18 protein-coding genes and 1 riboswitch are annotated in these 17,708 nt (G+C 66.5%); of the genes, 10 read left to right on the top strand and 8 right to left on the bottom strand.

Annotated features, from left to right (window positions below; all coding sequences use genetic code 11):
* Nucleotides 1-13: 13 nt before the first annotated feature.
* Both tpx and A6A04_RS06515 read right to left on the bottom strand, forming a co-directional pair.
* On the bottom strand, nucleotides 14-514 hold the full coding sequence (gene tpx / locus A6A04_RS06520; protein ID WP_068491077.1) for a thiol peroxidase: 501 nt from the start codon (nucleotides 512-514) through the stop codon (nucleotides 14-16).
* Between the two features lie 102 nt (nucleotides 515-616).
* Nucleotides 617-2,203: a lysine--tRNA ligase gene (locus A6A04_RS06515; RefSeq protein WP_068491076.1), complete on the bottom strand. Its 1,587-nt coding sequence runs from the start codon at nucleotides 2,201-2,203 to the stop codon at nucleotides 617-619.
* Between the two features lie 176 nt (nucleotides 2,204-2,379).
* Here A6A04_RS06515 and A6A04_RS06510 point away from each other — a divergent pair, with 176 nt between their 5' ends.
* Entirely contained in the window at nucleotides 2,380-2,586 is a 207-nt protein-coding gene (locus A6A04_RS06510) for a hypothetical protein (protein ID WP_068491074.1), read from the top strand.
* Here the strand turns inward: A6A04_RS06510 and A6A04_RS06505 are convergent.
* Genes A6A04_RS06505 through A6A04_RS06485 form a run of 5 tightly spaced genes read right to left on the bottom strand, consistent with a single transcriptional unit; the run spans nucleotide 2,569 to nucleotide 5,466 of the window.
* A complete protein-coding gene (locus A6A04_RS06505; RefSeq protein WP_156612498.1) occupies nucleotides 2,569-2,820 on the bottom strand; it encodes a type II toxin-antitoxin system RelE/ParE family toxin in 252 nt (83 codons plus the stop codon). The genes A6A04_RS06510 and A6A04_RS06505 overlap by 18 nt on opposite strands.
* A complete protein-coding gene (locus A6A04_RS06500; RefSeq protein WP_068491072.1) occupies nucleotides 2,814-3,095 on the bottom strand; it encodes a hypothetical protein in 282 nt (93 codons plus the stop codon). The genes A6A04_RS06505 and A6A04_RS06500 overlap by 7 nt, the downstream gene beginning before the upstream one ends.
* Before the next feature lie 15 nt (nucleotides 3,096-3,110).
* Nucleotides 3,111-4,514 carry an ATP-binding protein gene (locus A6A04_RS06495; RefSeq protein ID WP_245651102.1) on the bottom strand — a complete coding sequence of 468 codons (1,404 nt, stop codon included), beginning with the start codon at nucleotides 4,512-4,514 and terminating at the stop codon, nucleotides 3,111-3,113.
* The gene (locus tag A6A04_RS06490; protein ID WP_068491071.1) at nucleotides 4,511-5,173 is read right to left on the bottom strand and encodes a response regulator transcription factor; all 663 of its coding nucleotides are present in this window, start codon (nucleotides 5,171-5,173) and stop codon (nucleotides 4,511-4,513) included. The genes A6A04_RS06495 and A6A04_RS06490 overlap by 4 nt, the downstream gene beginning before the upstream one ends.
* A complete protein-coding gene (locus tag A6A04_RS06485) occupies nucleotides 5,170-5,466 on the bottom strand; it encodes a PepSY domain-containing protein (protein ID WP_082914749.1) in 297 nt (98 codons plus the stop codon). The genes A6A04_RS06490 and A6A04_RS06485 overlap by 4 nt, the downstream gene beginning before the upstream one ends.
* A gap of 183 nt (nucleotides 5,467-5,649) precedes the next feature.
* On the opposite strand from A6A04_RS06485, the gene A6A04_RS22235 reads away from it, so the two are divergent.
* The 5 genes from A6A04_RS22235 (at nucleotide 5,650) to A6A04_RS06465 (ending at nucleotide 10,548) form a co-directional block, all read left to right on the top strand.
* On the top strand, nucleotides 5,650-5,799 hold the full coding sequence (locus A6A04_RS22235; protein WP_156612497.1) for a hypothetical protein: 150 nt from the start codon (nucleotides 5,650-5,652) through the stop codon (nucleotides 5,797-5,799).
* Nucleotides 5,796-6,608 carry a DUF1924 domain-containing protein gene (locus A6A04_RS06480; RefSeq protein ID WP_068491069.1) on the top strand — a complete coding sequence of 271 codons (813 nt, stop codon included), beginning with the start codon at nucleotides 5,796-5,798 and terminating at the stop codon, nucleotides 6,606-6,608. Before A6A04_RS22235 ends, A6A04_RS06480 begins: the two co-directional genes overlap by 4 nt.
* A gap of 134 nt (nucleotides 6,609-6,742) precedes the next feature.
* Nucleotides 6,743-7,201, top strand: a complete 459-nt coding sequence (locus tag A6A04_RS06475; RefSeq protein WP_245651101.1) for a diheme cytochrome c — start codon at nucleotides 6,743-6,745, stop codon at nucleotides 7,199-7,201.
* 51 nt (nucleotides 7,202-7,252) lie between these two features.
* Nucleotides 7,253-7,364: riboswitch (TPP riboswitch) on the top strand.
* Nucleotides 7,365-7,415: 51 nt separating this feature from the next.
* On the top strand, nucleotides 7,416-9,251 hold the full coding sequence (gene thiC / locus A6A04_RS06470) for a phosphomethylpyrimidine synthase ThiC (RefSeq protein WP_068491065.1): 1,836 nt from the start codon (nucleotides 7,416-7,418) through the stop codon (nucleotides 9,249-9,251).
* 58 nt (nucleotides 9,252-9,309) lie between these two features.
* Nucleotides 9,310-10,548: a NupC/NupG family nucleoside CNT transporter gene (locus tag A6A04_RS06465; protein WP_068491063.1), complete on the top strand. Its 1,239-nt coding sequence runs from the start codon at nucleotides 9,310-9,312 to the stop codon at nucleotides 10,546-10,548.
* A gap of 4 nt (nucleotides 10,549-10,552) precedes the next feature.
* Here the strand turns inward: A6A04_RS06465 and A6A04_RS06460 are convergent, their stop codons facing one another.
* Nucleotides 10,553-10,906 carry a hypothetical protein gene (locus A6A04_RS06460; protein WP_068491061.1) on the bottom strand — a complete coding sequence of 118 codons (354 nt, stop codon included), beginning with the start codon at nucleotides 10,904-10,906 and terminating at the stop codon, nucleotides 10,553-10,555.
* 143 nt (nucleotides 10,907-11,049) lie between these two features.
* Between A6A04_RS06460 and A6A04_RS06455 the strand changes: the two genes are divergently transcribed.
* The 4 genes from A6A04_RS06455 to A6A04_RS06440 are packed head-to-tail and all read left to right on the top strand — an operon-like array spanning nucleotide 11,050 to nucleotide 17,582.
* On the top strand, nucleotides 11,050-14,589 hold the full coding sequence (locus A6A04_RS06455; RefSeq protein WP_172822737.1) for a response regulator: 3,540 nt from the start codon (nucleotides 11,050-11,052) through the stop codon (nucleotides 14,587-14,589).
* Nucleotides 14,570-15,415, top strand: coding sequence for a CheR family methyltransferase (locus A6A04_RS06450; protein ID WP_068491060.1), 846 nt, complete (start codon nucleotides 14,570-14,572; stop codon nucleotides 15,413-15,415). The genes A6A04_RS06455 and A6A04_RS06450 overlap by 20 nt, the downstream gene beginning before the upstream one ends.
* Nucleotides 15,412-16,023, top strand: coding sequence for a chemotaxis protein CheB (locus tag A6A04_RS06445; RefSeq protein ID WP_245651100.1), 612 nt, complete (start codon nucleotides 15,412-15,414; stop codon nucleotides 16,021-16,023). The genes A6A04_RS06450 and A6A04_RS06445 overlap by 4 nt, the downstream gene beginning before the upstream one ends.
* On the top strand, nucleotides 16,020-17,582 hold the full coding sequence (locus A6A04_RS06440; RefSeq protein WP_068491058.1) for a sensor histidine kinase: 1,563 nt from the start codon (nucleotides 16,020-16,022) through the stop codon (nucleotides 17,580-17,582). The genes A6A04_RS06445 and A6A04_RS06440 overlap by 4 nt, the downstream gene beginning before the upstream one ends.
* The last annotated feature ends 126 nt before the right edge of the window (nucleotides 17,583-17,708 follow it).

Raw genomic sequence — 17,708 nt, 5'->3', positions numbered from 1 at the left:
CTCGTTTCCGACTTTACTGCTTGGCCACGGCGATGGCGGCCTCGTAATTGGGCTCTTCGGCGATTTCCGGCACCAGTTGGGTATAAGCGACCTTGCCGCCCTTGATCACCACCACGGCGCGGGCCAGCAGACCGGCCAGCGGGCCGTCGACGATCTTGACGCCATAGCGCTCGCCGAAGCCCTTGTCGCGCATGTCGGACAGGGACTTGACCCGTTCCAGCCCCTCGGCGCCGCAGAAGCGCTTATGGGCGAAGGGCAGATCGGCGGAAACGCACAGCACGGCGACACTGCCCAGCTTGTCCAGCTCGGCGTTGAAGCGGCGTACCGAGGCGGCACAGGTGGGGGTGTCGATGCTGGGGAAGATGTTCAGCACCACGGTCTGCCCGGCAACCGCGTCCAGGGTGACATCGGCCAGATCGACGCCGGTCAGCGAGAAAGCGGGAGCGGCGGCGCCGACGGCGGGCAGATTGCCGTTGGTGTTGATGGGATTGCCCTTGAGGGTGATGGCGGCCATGGGTGTGAACCTCTTGCTTGGCGGATGTCTAAGGAGCCGTGAGAGTGCCCCAAGGCGGGCCGCAAGGCAACCGCCGGTTCGTCAGCGAACCGGCGGCAATCGCTACGCCATGTCCTCGCCCTTGACCGCCTTGTCCAGCAGGGCGACGGTCTCGGCGACGCCGTACAGCTTGATGAAGCTGCCCATGCGCGGCCCCTGGTCATTGCCCAGCAGCACCTCGTAGCAGGTCTTGAACCAGGATTTGAGGTCGGCGAAGCACTCGCGCTTGCCGATCTCGTAGACCAGATTCTGGATATCCTCTGCCGAGGCGGCGGGACCCAGCTTTTCCAGCCCGGCCTTGAGGTCGGCGAAGGCGGCGGCCTCGTCGGGCGTCGCCTTGCGGTATTTGAGGCTGGGCTTCACGAAATCGCGGTAATAGGCCAGGGCATAGCCCACCAGCCCGTTGAGGATGGGGGCATTGTCGGGCGTGGCTTCGGGGGCGTAGCGCTTGATGAAGCCCCAGATCACCGCGGGCTCCTCCGAACGGCAGACGCCCACCAGATTGGTCAGGATGTTGAAGGACAGATGGGCGTCCTCGGCCGGGGGCTTGCCGCCATGGATGTGCCACACCGGATTGTCCAGCCGCTTGGCGGCGTCCTCGGCGGGGAATTTGCCGAGGAAGGTCAGATAGTCGTCGACGGCGCGCGGAATCACGTCGAAGAACAGCCGCTTGGCGGTCTTGGGCTTCTGGTACATGAACAGGGCCAGGCTCTCCTGCGGCGCGTATTTCAGCCAGTCCTCCACCGCCAAACCATTGCCCTTGGACTTGGAGATCTTCTGGCCCCGATCGTCCAGGAACAGCTCGTAGGTCAGGTTCATGGGCGGGCGGCCACCCAGGATTTTCGCGATGCGGGTGGACAGCTCCACCGAGGGAATCAGGTCCTTGCCGCTCATCTCGTAGTCGACGCCCAGCGCCACCCAGCGCATGCCCCAATCGGCCTTCCATTGCAGCTTGCAGGCGCCGCCGGTGACCGGGGTCTCGATCAGCTTGCCGTCGTCGCGCTTGTAGACGATGGTGCCCGCGTCCAGGTTGCGCTCCACCACCGGCACCTGCAGCACCACGCCGGTCTCGGGGCAGACCGGCAGGAAGGGCGAATAGGTGGCGCGGCGCTCGTCACCCAATGTGGGCAGCACCACGTTGATGACCTCGTCATAGTGGCGCAGCACGCCCAGCAGGGCCTGGTCGAACCGGCCCGACAGATACCAGTCGGTGGCGGACTGGAACTCGTATTCGAAGCCGAAGGCGTCGAGGAACGAGCGCAGGCGGGCATTGTTGTGATGGCCGAAGCTCTCATGGGTCCCGAAGGGATCGGGAATGCGGGTCAGCGGCTTGCCCAGGTGTTGGCGCACCATCTCCTGGTTGGGGATGTTGTCGGGCACCTTGCGCAGCCCGTCCATGTCGTCGGAAAAGGCGAACAGGCGGGTGGGTATCTCGGGCGCCAGCAAGGCGAAGGCGCGGCGTACCATGGTGGTGCGCGCCACCTCGCCGAAGGTGCCGATATGGGGCAGCCCCGACGGGCCGTAGCCGGTCTCGAACAGCACATAGCCTTTTTCCGGTTTCGCGCCCTTCAGCCGGTCGTCCAACAGGGAACGAGCCTCCTGGAACGGCCAGGCGGTGGCGGAACGGGCGAAATCGGAAAGATCGGACATGGCACGCATGCTTTCTGTTGAAGGGAAGAGCGGGAAGTTAGCCCGGATTCGTGGTAGAGTCATCAGTGGATGGCAGCCATGTCCTCATGAAAATGCTGCACCGCACAAAATCCACTCGCCACCCCTGCCCCTGATGGTGCAGACTGGCGTCATAGTTCAATGAACCGAGGCCAAGGATGCTGGGACCGGCAGAATTTCGGGAAATCATCGACGCGCTGAATCAGGCGGGCCTGCAGCCCGTGCGCCTGCCCGAAGGCCGCAGCCCCTATCTGTCGCCGGTCATGGCGGCGGGCATGGCTGTGCCGCGCGCGTTGCGCAAGGCCAGGAAGGATGCGAGCGAAAAGCAGCTTCCGGCGGTCAAGGACTCAGCCGAGAAGTCGTAGCAGCCTGATCCGGTCTTCCATCACCCGATGAACCAGCCGCCAGGGCAGACCCGGCAGCGGCAGTTCGCGGGTGCCCGGTGCCGTGCCCGGACGGCCACGTTCGGGGAATTCGGCCAGGGCGTCGACGGCTTCGGCGATGATGCGGCCCACCCGGGCGGCGGCCCCGGAATCCAACCCGGCGCGGATGCGGTAAAGATCGTCCAGCGCTGCGTCCGACCACCACGGCGTCAGCACGTGCCGCCCTGCTTCTTCTCGGACTCGCTGCCCCAACTCAGCAGCCAGCGGCGAATATCATCGTGGGAACGGGCGGGGGCCGGGGACTCGTCGCCTTCGCGCGCGGCGGCCGCCACCGCCTCGGCCAGGCCGCGGGCCTTGTCCTCGGCATCGAGGAAGGCGACCAGGGCATGTTCCAGCGCCGCCGCCTCGTCGCCGCCGCGCTCGGCGACATAGGCGTCGAAACGCCGGGCCAAGTCCGCGTCAAGGATCAGCGTCACCGTCCTAGGCGCCATGGGGACTCCTTATGCTCAATCCGGCCGCAGTCTAGCAGCGGATGGCCCGACGCGCACCTTGAGACCGCCCAGATCGGAGCGGCCGAACTCCAGGTCGAGGCCAAGGGCATCGGCGAGATCGGCGACGATGGCGAGGCCCAGGCCCGAACCGGGCGCCGCCTCGTCCAGGCGGATACCGCGCCGTGTCGCCGCCACCACCTGCTCGGGGGACAGGCCGGGGCCGTCATCCTCCACCGTCACGCCGTGGGCATCGGCAATGACCCGCACCCGGACTTTCGACCATTTGCAGGCATTATCCATCAGGTTGCCGAGGATTTCCGCCACGTCGTCGGCCGAGCCGGGCAGGCGGGCGGCGGGATCGCAATCCAGGTCCAGGCCAAGCCCGCGTCCGGCGTGAATCTTGCCCAGGGCGGCGGCGATATCCGCCGCCAGCGGCGCCACCAGCGCCTCGCCCATGGCCGGAGCCGAGGCCACCGCCTCGGCGCGGGCGCGGCCCAGATGCACGTCCACCAGCCGGGCCAGCCGCTCGGCCTGGGCCGCCATGACGGCGCGATCGGGATTGGGGGCGGCCAGTTCGGCCTCCAGCACCGCCAACGGCGTCTTCAGCCCATGGGCCAGATTGCCCATATGGGTCCTGGCCCGCGCGATCAGGGCGGCGTCGTGGTCCAGCACCTGGTTGACGGCGGCCACCAGCGGCGCCACCTCGGCCGGAACCGGGCCATCCAGACGTCCGCCGGTGGCCCGCAAGGTCTTCAACTCGGCGGCCAGGCGGCCCAACGGCCGCAGCCCGAAGCCGATCTGTAGCGCCACCGCCGCCACCAGCCCCAGGCCCAGGCCGCCCGCCGACAGGGCCAGCAGCAGATCGAAGCGGGCGATTTCGGCCTCCACCTCGCGGCGCTCGGCCGCCACCGCCAGATGCAGCGGCGTCGACGCGCCGGGAAACACCAGATCGCGCTCCACCAGGGCCAGCACCTCGCCGCGCGGCCCGGATTCGCGCCGGACATGGACGGCGCCGGGCTGGGAGGCCGTCACCACCGGCAAGGCGAAATCCCACAGCGAGCGCGAACGCGCCAGCACCTTGGTGCCGTCCGACACCTGCCAGTACCAGCCGGAATAGGCCTGCTCGAAGCGGGGTTCGCCCACCGGGCGGCCGACGGTGACGGCGCCGCCCTCGGCTACTTCCACCACCGCCGACAGGGCGCGCAGATGGGCGCCGAGCCGCTCGTTGAAGCCGTGGTCGGCGGCGTCGCGGAAGGCATGGCCCAGCACCACCCCGCCCACGCCGAGCGCCAGCGCCAGCCACAGCACCGCCGCCAGGATCAGGCGGACGCGCAGCGATATCGCCCCCTCCCCCGCCTTGGGTGGGGAAGGGATGGGGAGAGGGCTGCCTTCGGCAATCGGAAGGGGGGGCGGAGTCACGATGGCGGGTCCATGCGCCAGCCCTGGCCGCGCAGGGTGTGGATGACCTCGATCCCCAGCTTGCGGCGGATGCGCGCGACCAACACGTCCAGCACGTTGGAATCGGGGTCGGCATTGCGGTCATAGACGTGTTCCACCAGTTCGCCGCGTCCCACCACCCGGCCCTGATGATGGGCGAGATAGGAGAGAATGCGGAATTCCTGGGCGGTAAGCGCCACCGGCATGCCGTCCAGGCTGGCCCGGCCGCCGATGGTGTCGATGCGCAACGGGCCGCAAGTGATCTCGGGCGAGGCATGACCGGCGGCACGACGGATCAGGGCGCGCAGCCGCGTCACCACCTCCTCCATCTCGAAGGGCTTGGTGACGTAATCATCGGCCCCGGCGGCGAAGGCGGCCGATTTGTCGGCCCAGCGGTTGCGCGCCGTCAGCACCAGCACCGGCAGGGCGCGGCCCGCCTCGCGCCAGCGGCCCAGAACGCTGACGCCGTCCAGCTTGGGCAGGCCGAGATCGAGCACCGCCGCGTCATAGGACTCGGTTTCGCCCAGATACAGGCCCTCCTCGCCATCATAGGCGGTATCCACCGCGAAACCGGCGGCTTCCAGGGCGTGTTGCAGCCGCAGCGTCAGTTGCGGCTCGTCTTCCACCACCAGCACCCTCATGGCTTTTCCTTGGCCGATATCCGCGAGCCATCACGGGCATCGTAGTACAGCTTCATCAGCTTGCCGTCCCGGGTCATCTGCTTGATTTCATAGACCATGCGGCCGTGCTTGCGTTCCAGCTCGGCCTCGATCAACTCGCCGGGATAGTCGGCGTTCACGCGGTCCAGGATGGTGGTCAGCGGCAGGATTTCCCCCGCCAGAACGGCACGGCGCGCGTCGTCGTGATCGCCCGCCCGGGCCGGGGAGGCGAGCAGCAATAGAGCGAGCACCATGCCTGACAGGAAGCGCCTCATCCCAACCATCCCGATTTGCCGTCACCCTCGGGCTCGACCCGAGGGTCCAGAGTCGTCTCGCGGGGATGGCCGGGTCAAGCCCGGCCATGACGCGGTTCACTCACAATGATCCGGGTTGCATGAACCGTCCATGAACCGGTGGGTCATGGGGAGTTCAGGTGGCGCTGGCTATGGTGGCGACAGTTGACCCACGCCACCAGGAGTTTCGCCATGCTGGCCAAGATGATCTTACAGGGACTGGCCGCCACCGTCTTCGTCGCGGTGCTGGCCTTCGGTTATTCCGCCTCGGCCCACGGCCCCATCAAGGCGGCGGAATGGGAGCATCACCAATGAGCCCGCGCGTCGAGTTCACCCTGCTGCGCCTCTGGCATGCCGCCCTGGCCGGGGGATTCGTGGTGGCCTATGTCACCGCCGACGAGGACACCTATGCCATGCATGTCTTTTCCGGCTACTGGGTGCTGTGCGCCCTGACGCTCAGGCTGGCGCTGGCCCTGATCGGGTCAAGCTCCGGCCCGCTGCGGTTGCCGCGTCCGAAATTCACCTGGGCCAAGCCCGGCCGCAATCCCCTGTTCGCCTGGATGGCGGCGCTGCTGCTGCCCGCCCTGGCGCTGGGCGCGCTGACCGGCGTCATCGCCGACGGTGTCCCGGTGGCCGAGGACCTGCATGAAGCCATCGCCGAAGCCGGGTTGTGGCTGGTGATCGCCCATGGCCTCATCATCGCCTGGATCTTCCAGGGACGGCGCATCCGCGAGTTCCTGACCGGCGCTGCCGCCCTGCTGGCGGTCGGACTGATCAGCCTTCCCGCCTGGGCCGCCGATCCCGCCATCGCCGCCGCCTATGGCAAGGAAGCGGGCGAGACCCTGTCGGCGGCGCGCGGCGAGGCGCTGTATCTGTCGAAGAACACCGCCTCGGCCGATTTCGCGTCCTGCTCCACCTGCCACACCCCCGATCCCAGGGCAGCGGGCCGCCACGCCAAGACCGGCCGGGTGATCGAGCCCATGGCGGCCTCGGCCAATGCCAAGCGCTTCACCGATGCCGCCAAGGTGGAGGAACGCTTCACCCGTGACTGCCAGACCGTGCTGGGCCGCGCCTGCACCGCCCGGGAAAAGGGCGACTACCTCACCTTCCTGATGATGAAGTGACCAATCTTTCCTGTCATTCCGACGGCCCCTGGCCGGAGGAATCCCGGCCTGAACCACTGGTTCCGACATGGCATGGCCAATCCAGGCGAAGATCCCTCGCATATGCTCGGGATGACACGTTCAACAGGACCCGCATGATGAAAAAGCTCGCCCTTCTCCTCTGCCTCGTCGCCTCCCCCGCCCTGGCCGATTTCGCGCCGCCCATCACCGATCCCCTGACCAAGGCGGCCTGCGGCGAATGCCACATGGCGTTCCAGCCCGCCTTCCTGCCCGCCCGGTCCTGGGACAAGATGATGGCCAATCTGGCCGACCATTTCGGCGACAACGCCACCCTGGCCCCCGACAAGGCCGCCCATATCCGCAAGGTCCTGGCCGAGAGCGCCGCCGACGGCCCCCAAGGCGGCCGTATGGGCCACAAGATCCTGAGTCGGCTGCGGGCCGACGAGACGCCCCTGCGCATCACCGAGACCGCAGCCTTCCTGCGCAAGCATCGCCTGCCCGAATCGGAATGGAAGCGGCCCGATGTGGTGACCAAGTCCAATTGCGTCGCCTGCCATAAGACGGCGGAAAAGGGCATCTATGAAGATGACTGAATTTTAGGGGTTTGTGAGGCTTGACTTTGGCCGCCCGCGCGGCCCACTGTCGGCATTCCGAAGGGGAGCCCCATGACTGGGGCTGAGAGGCCGGAAACCATGCCGGCGACCCTTGGAACCTGATCCGGGTCATTCCGGCGAAGGGATCGGAACCTCGCTCTTCCGCCTTCCGTCGTCGGAATTTCCCCCTCGCCCTGGTGGAAAGAACACGACCATGCCCGATACCGCATCCCTCGACGCCGCCCTGAAGATCACCACCGGCCCGCTGCCGGGGTCGCGCAAGATCCATGTGGAGGGCTCGCGCCCCGATATCCGGGTCGCCATGCGCGAGATCGACCTGACGCCCGGCTGCGGCGAGGAACCGGTGCGGGTCTATGACTGTTCCGGCCCCTATACCGATCCCACGGCGAAGATCGACATCGCCAAGGGCCTGGAGCGTCTGCGCGCCCAGTGGATTTTGGAACGCGGCGATGTCGAGCATTACGAGGGCCGCGCCCACAAGCCCGAGGATGACGGCCTGAAGCCGGGCGAGACCATCGGCGTGCCGGTGTTCGACCGCGCCGGGCTGCGGCCGCTCCGCGCCAAGGCAGGCAAGGCGCCGACCCAACTGGCCTATGCCCGCGCCGGACTGATCACTCCCGAGATGGAATATGTCGCCATCCGCGAGAATATGAAGCTCGCCGAGTTGAAGGCCGCCGCCATCGCCCGCGACGGCGAGGATTTCGGCGCCGACATCCCCGACGAGGTGACGCCGGAATTCGTCCGCGCCGAGATCGCCCGCGGCCGCGCCGTGCTGCCCGCCAATGTCAACCACCCCGAAGCCGAGCCGATGATCATCGGCCGCAACTTCCTGACCAAGATCAACGCCAATATCGGCAATTCCGCCGTCGCCTCCTCGGTGGAGGAAGAGGTGGAGAAGATGGTGTGGGCCACCCGCTGGGGCGCCGACACGGTGATGGACCTGTCCACCGGGCGGCATATCCACGCCACCCGCGAATGGATCATCCGCAACAGCCCCGTCCCCATCGGCACCGTGCCGATCTATCAGGCGCTGGAGAAGGTGGGCGGCAAGGCCGAGGAACTGACCTGGGAAATCTTCCGCGACACCCTGATCGAGCAGGCGGAACAGGGCGTCGATTACTTCACCATCCATGCCGGCGTGCTGCTGCGCTATATCCCGCTGACCGCCAAGCGCACCACCGGCATCGTCAGCCGGGGTGGCTCGATCATGGCCAAGTGGTGCCTGGCGCATCACAAGGAAAACTTCCTCTATACCCATTTCGAGGATATCTGCGAGCTGCTGAAGTCCTATGACGTGGGATTTTCGCTGGGCGACGGCCTGCGTCCCGGCTCCATCGCCGACGCCAATGACGCGGCCCAGTTCGGCGAGCTGGAGACCCTGGGCGAGCTGACCCACAAGGCCTGGGCCCATGACTGCCAGGTGATCATCGAAGGCCCCGGTCATGTGCCCATGCACAAGATCAAGAAGAACGTGGAAAAGCAGATCGAGCTGTGCGGCGAGGCGCCGTTCTACACCCTCGGGCCGCTGGTCACAGATATCGCGCCGGGCTACGACCACATCACCAGCGCCATCGGCGCCGCCATGATCGGTTGGTTCGGCACCGCCATGCTGTGCTACGTCACCCCCAAGGAGCATCTGGGCCTGCCCGACAAGCAGGATGTGCGCGAAGGCGTGGTCACCTACAAGCTGGCCGCCCATGCCGCCGATCTGGCCAAGGGCCATCCCGGGGCGCAACTGCGCGACAACGCTCTGTCCCGCGCCCGCTTCGAGTTCCGCTGGAAGGACCAGTTCAACCTGTCGCTGGACCCGGAAAAGGCCTTGCAGTTCCATGACCAGCATTTGCCCGCCGAGGGCGCCAAGCTGGCCCATTTCTGCTCCATGTGCGGCCCGAAATTCTGCTCCATGAAGATCAGCCAGGAAGTGCGCGACTTCGCCAATGCCGAGGCGGGGATGGCCGAGATGAGCGAGAAGTTCGTCAAGGACGGCGCCGAGATCTATCACACCGACAAGCCCGCGGCGGCGGAATAACCGCCTGGGCGTATCGCCCTCCCCCCTTGCGGGGAGGGCTGGGGTGGGGGACCCCAACATGATCCAAAGCCTGTTGGGTATCCTGGTGTTGACCGGGGTCGCCGTCGCCCTGTCCGAGAACCGCCGGGCGGTCTCCTGGCGGGTGGTGGTGGCGGGTATCGGCCTGCAAATGCTGATGGCGCTGCTGCTGCTCAAGGTCCCGGCGGCGCAAGGCCTGTTCCTCGCCCTCAACCACGCGGTGGACTCGCTGCAGACCGCGACGCGGGCGGGGACCAGCTTCGTGTTCGGCTATGTGGGCGGCGGCCCGGCGCCCTGGTCCATCACCGACCCGGCGGCCGGATTCGTGCTGGCCTTCCAGGCGCTGCCCATGGTGCTGCTGATCAGCGCCCTGTCCGCCCTGCTCTATCACTGGCGCATCCTGCCCTGGGTGGTGCGCATGGCGTCGCGCCTGCTGGAACGCAGCATGGGCGTCGGCGGCGCGGTGGGCATCTCGGCCTCGGCCACCGCCTTCATGGGCATGATCGAGGCGCCGCTGCTGGTGCGGCCCTATCTCGCCCAACTGTCGCGGGGCGAGCTGTTCCTGGTGATGACCACCGGCATGTCCACCATCGCCGGAACCGTGATGGTGCTTTATGCCACCTTCCTGGCCGGGGTGGTGCCCGATCCCATCGGCCATCTGCTGACCGCCTCGCTGATCTCGGTGCCCGCCGCCATCATGGTCGGCAAGATCATGATTCCCGACGCGGCGCGGACCGGCGCCGCCCATCTCGCCGAGGCCCATTCCTACGAAAGCTCCATGGACGCGGTGGTCAAGGGCACCCTGGACGGGGTGCGGCTGCTGGTGGGCATCGTCGCCATGCTGATCGTGCTGGTGGCCCTGGTCAGCCTGGCCAACGCCGCCCTGGCGCTGGGGCCGAGCCTGATGGACGCGCCCGTGACCCTGCAACGGCTGCTGGGCTGGGCCATGGCCCCCGTGGCCTGGCTGATGGGCGTTCCCGCCGCCGAGATGGTGACGGCCGGGGCCTTGATGGGCACCAAGATCGTGCTGAACGAGCTGCTGGCCTATCTGGAACTGGCCCGCCTGCCGCCGGACGCGCTCAGCGAGCGCTCGCGGTTGCTGATGACCTATGGCCTGTGCGGCTTCGCCAATCTGGGATCGCTGGGCATCCTGATTGCCGGGCTGTCGGTGATGGCGCCCGAGCGCCGCTCGGAGATCGTGGCTCTGGGCGGGCGCTCCATCGTCTCGGGAACCCTGGCCTCGTGCCTGACCGCCGCTGTGGTCGGCGTCATTCTCTGAAAGCCTATTCGCCGCGCCGCTTGATGGCCGACCAGACGATCCAGGCGGTGATGGGCGGCGCGCAGATCAGCATGATGCGGTTGACCGCCACGGCGAAGCCCCAGCGCTCGCCATCCAGCAACAGACGCTGCTTGCATTCATAGCGCTTCTGGAAGCTGCCCTCGCAGGCCTTCATGCGGTCCTGCATGGCCTTGGATGTGTGGTTGTCGGTGATCTCGTCCGGCACATCGCCAAAGAAGGCCCATCCGGACAGGGCGATCCAGGCCAGGCAGGCAATGGTCACGACAATATCGCCGATCCGGCGTCTGCGACGCCGATCCAGCAAGCCATCGGAGAAATGAACGGACATGGACGGCATGAACCCGGTTCCCTCGGTCCCGGGAACCCTATCATCGTCCAGGTTAAGGGACGATTAAGTGACATGAGCGATATAGCCCCAAGCCACATTTGTTTGATATGAATTCGCGCCGACACATTTTGTTTCAGGGGTTCCCCCTTATCTTGCAAGCACGCCAGACCAAGATCGTTACTCGCCTGATCGCGGGATTTGCCGTGGTCCTGATGCTGACTGTCGTCATGGCCGCCCTGGCGGTTCGGACCATGGGGACCATGGCCGAGCTGGCATCGGATATGTATGCCCATCCCTTCACCGTCACCAACGCACTGGTCCAGCTGCGCGCCAGCGTCAACGGCATCCGTGCCGACATGCTGGGCCTGCTGCGGGCACAAAGCCCGGCCGAGATCGAGCAGATCGTCGGGATGGTGGCAGCCGCCGATTTCGACATCGAAACCAATATCGACGTGATACGGCGTCAGTATCTGGGCAGGCCCGAAGATGTCCGGCAACTGGGCGAGGAAATGGCCCGCTGGCGCGAGTCACGCAACCATGTCATCTCGCTGGTTCGCCAAGGCCGCATCGACCTGGCCACCGCCGGCCTCGGCGAGGTCAGCCGCCCGCTTTATCTGGGTCTGCGCGACAATCTCGACACCATCTATCTGTTCGCCCTGAACAAGGCGGCCGAGTTCAACACCCGCATCGAGCAGGAACGCCAGGCGGCCATCCGGCAAATCCTGCTGACCCTGGCCGGTCTGCTGGCGCTGGGTTTCATCACCGCCCGGGTGATCACCCGCTCCATCGTCGGGCCGCTGCAGCATCTGCGCGAATGCATGGCGGAACTGGCCGATGGCAATCTGGACGTGACCATCTCCAACCAGACCGGCCGAGGTGAACTGGCCGCCATGGCCCGTGCGGTGGAGGTCTTCAAGGGCGCGGCCCAAAGGCTGTATCGCCAACGCTGGATCAAAGCCGAAATTGCCCAGCTTTCGGCGGACCTCCAGCCCGCTGAAAGCCCGCTCCAATTCGGTCAAGCCGCCCTTGAACGCCTGGCCCCCGCCCTTGGCGCCGTCCAGGCCCTGTTCCATCTGAGACGCGAGAACGAACCGGTGTTCGACGCCGTCGCCGCCTGGGGGCACTCCGGGCAAGTGCCGCCGTTCCGGGCGGGCGACGGCCTGGCGGGTCAGGCGGTCCTCTCCAAGTCGCTGATCAGCCGCGACGGCCTGCCCAGTGACTATCTGCGGGTGCGTTCGGGATTGGGCGAGGCACTGCCGCGACTGGTGCTGGCGGTCCCGGTGATCATGCGTGGCCATGTTCTGGCGGTCATTGAACTCGCGACCCTGGCGCCCTTGGATGAGGGTCAGCGCGGTCTGCTGGACGAATCCCTGCCCATATTGGGACTGAATCTGGAAATCCTCGAACGCAACCGGAGGACCCGCGACCTGCTGGCCCAGACCCAGGTCCAGGCCGAGGAATTGCGAAGCTCGGAAGAGGAGTTGCGCAGCCAGAGCGAAGCCCTGCAATCGGCCAATGAGGAATTGCGGGCGTCGGAAGAGGAGTTGCGGATGCAGCAAGAAGCGCTGCAGGCCGCCAACGAGGAACTGCGCCTGAAGGGCGAGGCCCTGGAAGAGCGTGGCGAGGCGCTGGAGACCGCCCGGGCCGAGGCTGACCGCCGCGCGGTGGAATTGGACCAGGCCAGCCGCTACAAGTCCGAATTCCTGGCCAATATGAGCCACGAACTGCGCACGCCGCTCAACAGCCTGCTGATCCTGTCCAAGAGCCTGGCCGACAACGATCAGGGCAATCTGACCGAGGATCAGGTGGAATCGGCCCGCGTGGTCCACGAAAGCGGCTCGACCCTGCTGTCGCTGATCAACGAGATCCTCGACCTGTCCAAGATCGAGGCGGGCAAGATGTCGCTGAACCTGGGCGACATTCCCAGCGACAGCCTGATCGGCATGATCCGCCGCCGTTTCCTGCCAGTCGCCCAGGACAAGGGCCTGTCCCTGACCATCGAGGAGGAAGCCGGACTGCCCGCCATCTGGCGCGGCGATCGCGGCAAGATCGAGCAGGTGGTCAACAATCTGGTGGGCAATGCCCTCAAATTCACCACCAAGGGGGGCGTGACGGTCCGTCTCTCCTCCGCCACCACCGCCGAGCGGACCGCCGCCGGATGCGCGGGCGGTGGCCAGGGCGCCCTGGCGCTGACGGTCAAGGACAGTGGCATCGGCATCACCGAGGCCGACCTCGCCCGGGTGTTCCGTGCCTTCGAGCAGGTGGACGGCAGCAGTTCCCGCCAGTTCGGCGGCACCGGGCTGGGCCTGACCATTTCGCGGCAACTGGCGCGGCTGATGGGCGGCGACGTGCTGGCGGCCAGCACTCCCGGTCTGGGCAGCACGTTCACCCTGGTGATTCCGCTGGAAGGCGCCACGGCAGCTTCCGCGGCCGAGCCCGAGCCGACGCCCCGCCCCATCGAGCCCCCGGCAAGCGCGGCGGCGACGGGAGGGACACCGCTGCTGCTGGTGGTCGAGGATGACGCCACCTTCCGCAACATCGTCTGCGATCTGGCGCAAAAGCGCGGTTTCCGTACCCTGGCGGCCGCCAATGGCGGTGAGGGCGTCGCCCTGGCCCGCCAGCACCTTCCCTCGGGCATCATCCTCGATATCGGACTTCCGGACCTGGATGGCTGGGGGGTGATCGAAACGCTCCGCCAGTCACCGGAAACCGCCGCGATACCGGTGCATGTGATCTCCGCCGCCGACGAGAAGTTGCGGGCCAGTCAGGCGGGGGCCATCGGATTCCTGGCCAAGCCCGCCCCCAAGGAACGGATCGAAGCCGCCTTCGATCAGTTGCTGCGGGCCCGCCCCTCCGGACAGCGCCGCGTCCTGCTGGCGGATGCCGACAGCGAGGCCGCCGATGCCGTGATGCGCATCCTGGGCGGGCTCGGCCTCGACATCCTGGCCTGCGGCAACGGTGCCGCCGCCCTGGCCCTGTTGCGGAATCACCGGTTCGACTGCCTGATCCTCGACCCTTCGCTGCCCGACATGAGCGGGGCGGAATTGCTGGAGCAGGCCGCCCGCGACAGGATCGAGCTGCCCGCCGTGATCGTCCATTCCGCTTCGGACCTGTCGGCGGAAGACACTATGCGCATCCGCGAGTTCACCGACAGCATCGTCATCCAGGGCGCCCGCTCGCCCGACCGGCTGCTGGACGAGGTCAGCTTGTTCCTGCACAGTGTCGAAGCCCGTCTGGGCCGGGATAAGACCATCGCGGCCGCTCCTCCCTGCGCCCCCGCCAGAATGGACCTGCTGCCGGGGACCACGGTGCTGGTGGTGGATGACGACATGCGCAACGCCTTCGCCCTGTCCAAGGTTCTGCGTGCCAAGGGGCTGAAGGCGTTGATCGCCCAGGACGGCGCCAAGGCCCTGGCCCATCTCGACAGCCAGGAACGCATCGATGTGGTGCTGATGGATATCATGATGCCCGGTATGGACGGCTACCAGACCATGCACGAAATCCGCAAGCGCCCGCGCTTTGCCCACCTGCCCATCATCGCGCTGACCGCCAAGGCCATGGCGGGTGACCGCGCCAATTGCCTGGACGCCGGCGCCAACGACTATATGGCCAAGCCGGTGGACGTGGACCGGCTGCTGGTGATGATGGCGGCGCGCCTGAAGGAGGCCGCTGATGCCAGGCCGCGCGAGTAATCTTCACGCCATCGAGCTGGACCTGTTCCTGGAAGCCCTGGCCCGACGCCACGGCTATGACTTTCGCGGCTATGCCCGTGCCTCGCTGCGGCGCCGGGCGGCGGGACTGGCCATCAAGCTGGGCTGCGCCACCGTCGCCGAGCTGATTCCGCGCCTGCTCTACGACGACAGCCTGCTGCCGGAAGTCCTCTCCGGCCTGTCGGTGCCGGTGACCGAGATGTTCCGCGACCCATCGGTGTTCAAGGCCATCCGCGAGCAGCTGGTACCGGTGCTGGCCACCTATCCCCGCATCAACATTTGGCAGGCGGGCTGCGCCACCGGCGAGGAGGTCTATTCCCTGGCCATCCTGCTGGAAGAGGTCGGCCTGCTGCACAAGACCCAGATCTACGCCACCGACATCAACGACCAGGCCCTGGCCAAGGCGGAAGAGGGCATCTTCCCCGCCAAGCTGATCGAAAAATACACCGAGAACTACCTGAAGGCCGGGGGAACCAAGGCTCTGGTCGCCTATTTCAGCCTGGGCTACGGCTTCGCCAAGATCGATGCCGCCATCAAGCAACGCATCTCCTTCGCCCATCACAATCTGGTTTCGGACGGTGTGTTCTGCGAAGTCAATCTGGTGGTCTGCCGCAATGTGCTGATCTATTTCGATCGCCAGCTTCAGGACCGGGTGCTGGGCCTGTTCGATACCAGCCTGTCGCGCGGCGGTTTCTTGTGCCTTGGCACCAAGGAGAACCTGGCGTTCAGCGCCGCCGCCAATGCCTTCCAGCCGGTGGACGCCAGCTTGCGCCTTTACCGCAAGCGGCAAGGAGTGCCGCCGCCGTGACCGCCGCCGACCCCGCCCAAGGCCCTATCCACGCCTTCGCCATCGGCTGCTCGGCCGGGGGACTGAATGCGCTGCACGCCATCTTGCCGGAACTGCCCGAAGGTTTCCCCGCCCCGGTGGTGGTGGTCGCCCATCTGGGCGCCAATGACGGCGGCAACATGGCGGCGGCGTTGCGACGCGACTGCCGATTGCCGGTGGTCGAGGCGGAAGAGCGGCTCCCGGCCCAGGCGGGAACCGTCTATATCGCGCCACCCGACTATCATCTGCTCATGGAAGCGGACCACACCTTCTCGCTGTCCGCCGATGCCAAGGTGCTTAATGCCCGCCCCTCCATCGACGTCTTCATGGAGTCCGCCGCCGAGGCCTGGGGCCGCTCCCTGGCCGCCATCCTGCTGACCGGCGCCAATGCCGATGGCGCCGCCGGAATGGCGGCCGTCAAGGCCAATGGGGGATTGTGCATCGTCCAGGACCCCGACGGCGCCACCGCTCCCGAAATGCCTGACGCCGCCATCGCGCTCGGCGCCGCCCATTGGATCGCCCAGCCCGACCGCATCGCCTTCCTGATGATATCCCTGTGCCGGGGCCGTGGCGGAGGATTCCCGGAATGACCCATACCACCGCCAAACCCAAGATTCTCGCCGTGGACGATCGGCCCGCCAATCTGCTGGCCATGCGGACCATTCTGGCCAAGACCGATGCCGACGTCCTGACCGCCGTTGGTGGCAACGATGCCCTGGCGCTTTGCCTGGAACACGATTTCGCGGTGATCCTGCTGGATGTGGACATGCCGGGCATGGACGGCTACGAACTGGCGGAGCTGCTGCGCGGCGAGCCCAAGACCGCCCAGGTGCCGCTGATTTTCGTCACCGCCTCCTATTCCGACGAATTGCACCGCAAGCGCGGCTATAGCGTCGGCGCGGTGGAGTACATCCAAAAGCCGGTGGACGACTTCATCCTGCGATCCAAGGTCAATATCTTCCTCGACCTCTATCTCAGCCGCCGCAGCCTGGAACTGGAACTAGCCCGGTCCGAGGCCATGGCGAGCATCCTGCGCGAGAACGAGGCCCGATTGCGGGCTGGCGAGCAGAAATTCCGCAATCTGGTGGAAAACATCTCGGACCTGATCTGGGAAACCGATGGCAATGGCTGCTTTACCTATGTCAGTCCCCGCTGCCTCGACCTGCTGAAATGCACGCCCGACAGCCTGAAGGGCCGCTACCTCGCCGATCTGTGCCGCCCCAATGACGCCGACAGGGTCAAGGCCGCCATGGCCGAGGGCGTCCAGCGCCTAGAACTGACCCTGCGCCTGCCGGGAGCGGAGGAGATTGAGACCGAGATCAGCCTGTCCCCCATCATGGACGGTGCCGGCTCGGTGGTTGGCCATCGCGGCATTACTCGCGACATCACCACCCGCAAGAAGGTCCGCGCCCAGCTTGCCCAGAAGACCGCGGAGCTGGAGCGCTCCAATGCCGACCTGGAACAGTTCGCCTATGTGGCCAGCCACGATCTGCGCGAGCCGCTGCGCATGGTCAGCAGCTTCCTCGGCCTGCTGGAGCGCCGCATCGCCGATCGCCTGGACGAGGAATCCCGCGAATACATCGCCTTCGCCAAGGACGGCGCCCAGCGCATGGACCGCCTGATCCGCGATCTGCTGGACTATTCCCGCATCGGCCGCACGGCCCTGCCCGACACCCCCATTTCCCTGGAAAATCCCCTGGAGAGCGCGCTCGGCAATCTGACCGTGGCCATCGAGGAAAGCGGCGCCGAGATCATCCGCGACACAACCATGCCGTCGCTGCGGGTCGACGGGGGAGAATTCGTGCGCCTGTTCCAGAATCTGGTGGCCAATGCCATCAAATACCGCCACCCGGACCGGGCCCCCCGCATCACCCTGTCGGCCATGCGCAGCAAGGGGCAGTGGGAATTCACGATCCAGGATAACGGCATGGGGATCGAGCCCCAGTTCAGCGAGCGCATCTTCCAGATCTTCCAGCGCCTGCAGGGCCGGAACGAGACGGAAGGAACCGGCATCGGCCTGGCGGTGTGCAAGCGCGTGGTCGGACGGTATGGCGGTCGTATCTGGGTTGAGTCGGTCCCAGGCCAGGGAAGCTGCTTCCGCTTCACCCTGCCCGATCCATACGGAGTAGATGGCGATACGTCTGTATAATAGCGGCGTGTATTTGAATTGTAAATAATCCAAATCGGCAATTGACTGCTGATTTATTCACCCCTACAAGCCAAGCTCAAGAATCAACCGACGCGCGCTGGCGCGAAGCGGAATCGTCCGGAATAC

The sequence above is a fragment of the Paramagnetospirillum marisnigri genome (assembly GCF_001650715.1).
Taxonomy (GTDB): Bacteria; Pseudomonadota; Alphaproteobacteria; order Rhodospirillales; family Magnetospirillaceae; genus Phaeospirillum; species Phaeospirillum marisnigri.
Note: the sequence above shows the minus strand (reverse complement) of the source record. Positions and strands in the feature narration are given on the sequence as shown.

What these genes read in the sequence shown, in the direction of transcription:
- tpx (WP_068491077.1), bottom strand. Translation starts at nt 514, where the DNA reads ATGGCCGCCATCACCCTCAAGGGCAATCCCATCAACACCAACGGCAAT.
- A6A04_RS06515 (WP_068491076.1), bottom strand. Translation starts at nt 2,203, where the DNA reads ATGTCCGATCTTTCCGATTTCGCCCGTTCCGCCACCGCCTGGCCGTTC.
- A6A04_RS06510 (WP_068491074.1), top strand. Translation starts at nt 2,380, where the DNA reads ATGCTGGGACCGGCAGAATTTCGGGAAATCATCGACGCGCTGAATCAG.
- A6A04_RS06500 (WP_068491072.1), bottom strand. Translation starts at nt 3,095, where the DNA reads ATGGCGCCTAGGACGGTGACGCTGATCCTTGACGCGGACTTGGCCCGG.
- A6A04_RS06490 (WP_068491071.1), bottom strand. Translation starts at nt 5,173, where the DNA reads ATGAGGGTGCTGGTGGTGGAAGACGAGCCGCAACTGACGCTGCGGCTG.
- A6A04_RS06485 (WP_082914749.1), bottom strand. Translation starts at nt 5,466, where the DNA reads ATGAGGCGCTTCCTGTCAGGCATGGTGCTCGCTCTATTGCTGCTCGCC.
- A6A04_RS06480 (WP_068491069.1), top strand. Translation starts at nt 5,796, where the DNA reads ATGAGCCCGCGCGTCGAGTTCACCCTGCTGCGCCTCTGGCATGCCGCC.
- A6A04_RS06475 (WP_245651101.1), top strand. Translation starts at nt 6,743, where the DNA reads ATGATGAAAAAGCTCGCCCTTCTCCTCTGCCTCGTCGCCTCCCCCGCC.
- thiC (WP_068491065.1), top strand. Translation starts at nt 7,416, where the DNA reads ATGCCCGATACCGCATCCCTCGACGCCGCCCTGAAGATCACCACCGGC.
- A6A04_RS06465 (WP_068491063.1), top strand. Translation starts at nt 9,310, where the DNA reads ATGATCCAAAGCCTGTTGGGTATCCTGGTGTTGACCGGGGTCGCCGTC.
- A6A04_RS06460 (WP_068491061.1), bottom strand. Translation starts at nt 10,906, where the DNA reads ATGCCGTCCATGTCCGTTCATTTCTCCGATGGCTTGCTGGATCGGCGT.
- A6A04_RS06450 (WP_068491060.1), top strand. Translation starts at nt 14,570, where the DNA reads ATGCCAGGCCGCGCGAGTAATCTTCACGCCATCGAGCTGGACCTGTTC.
- A6A04_RS06440 (WP_068491058.1), top strand. Translation starts at nt 16,020, where the DNA reads ATGACCCATACCACCGCCAAACCCAAGATTCTCGCCGTGGACGATCGG.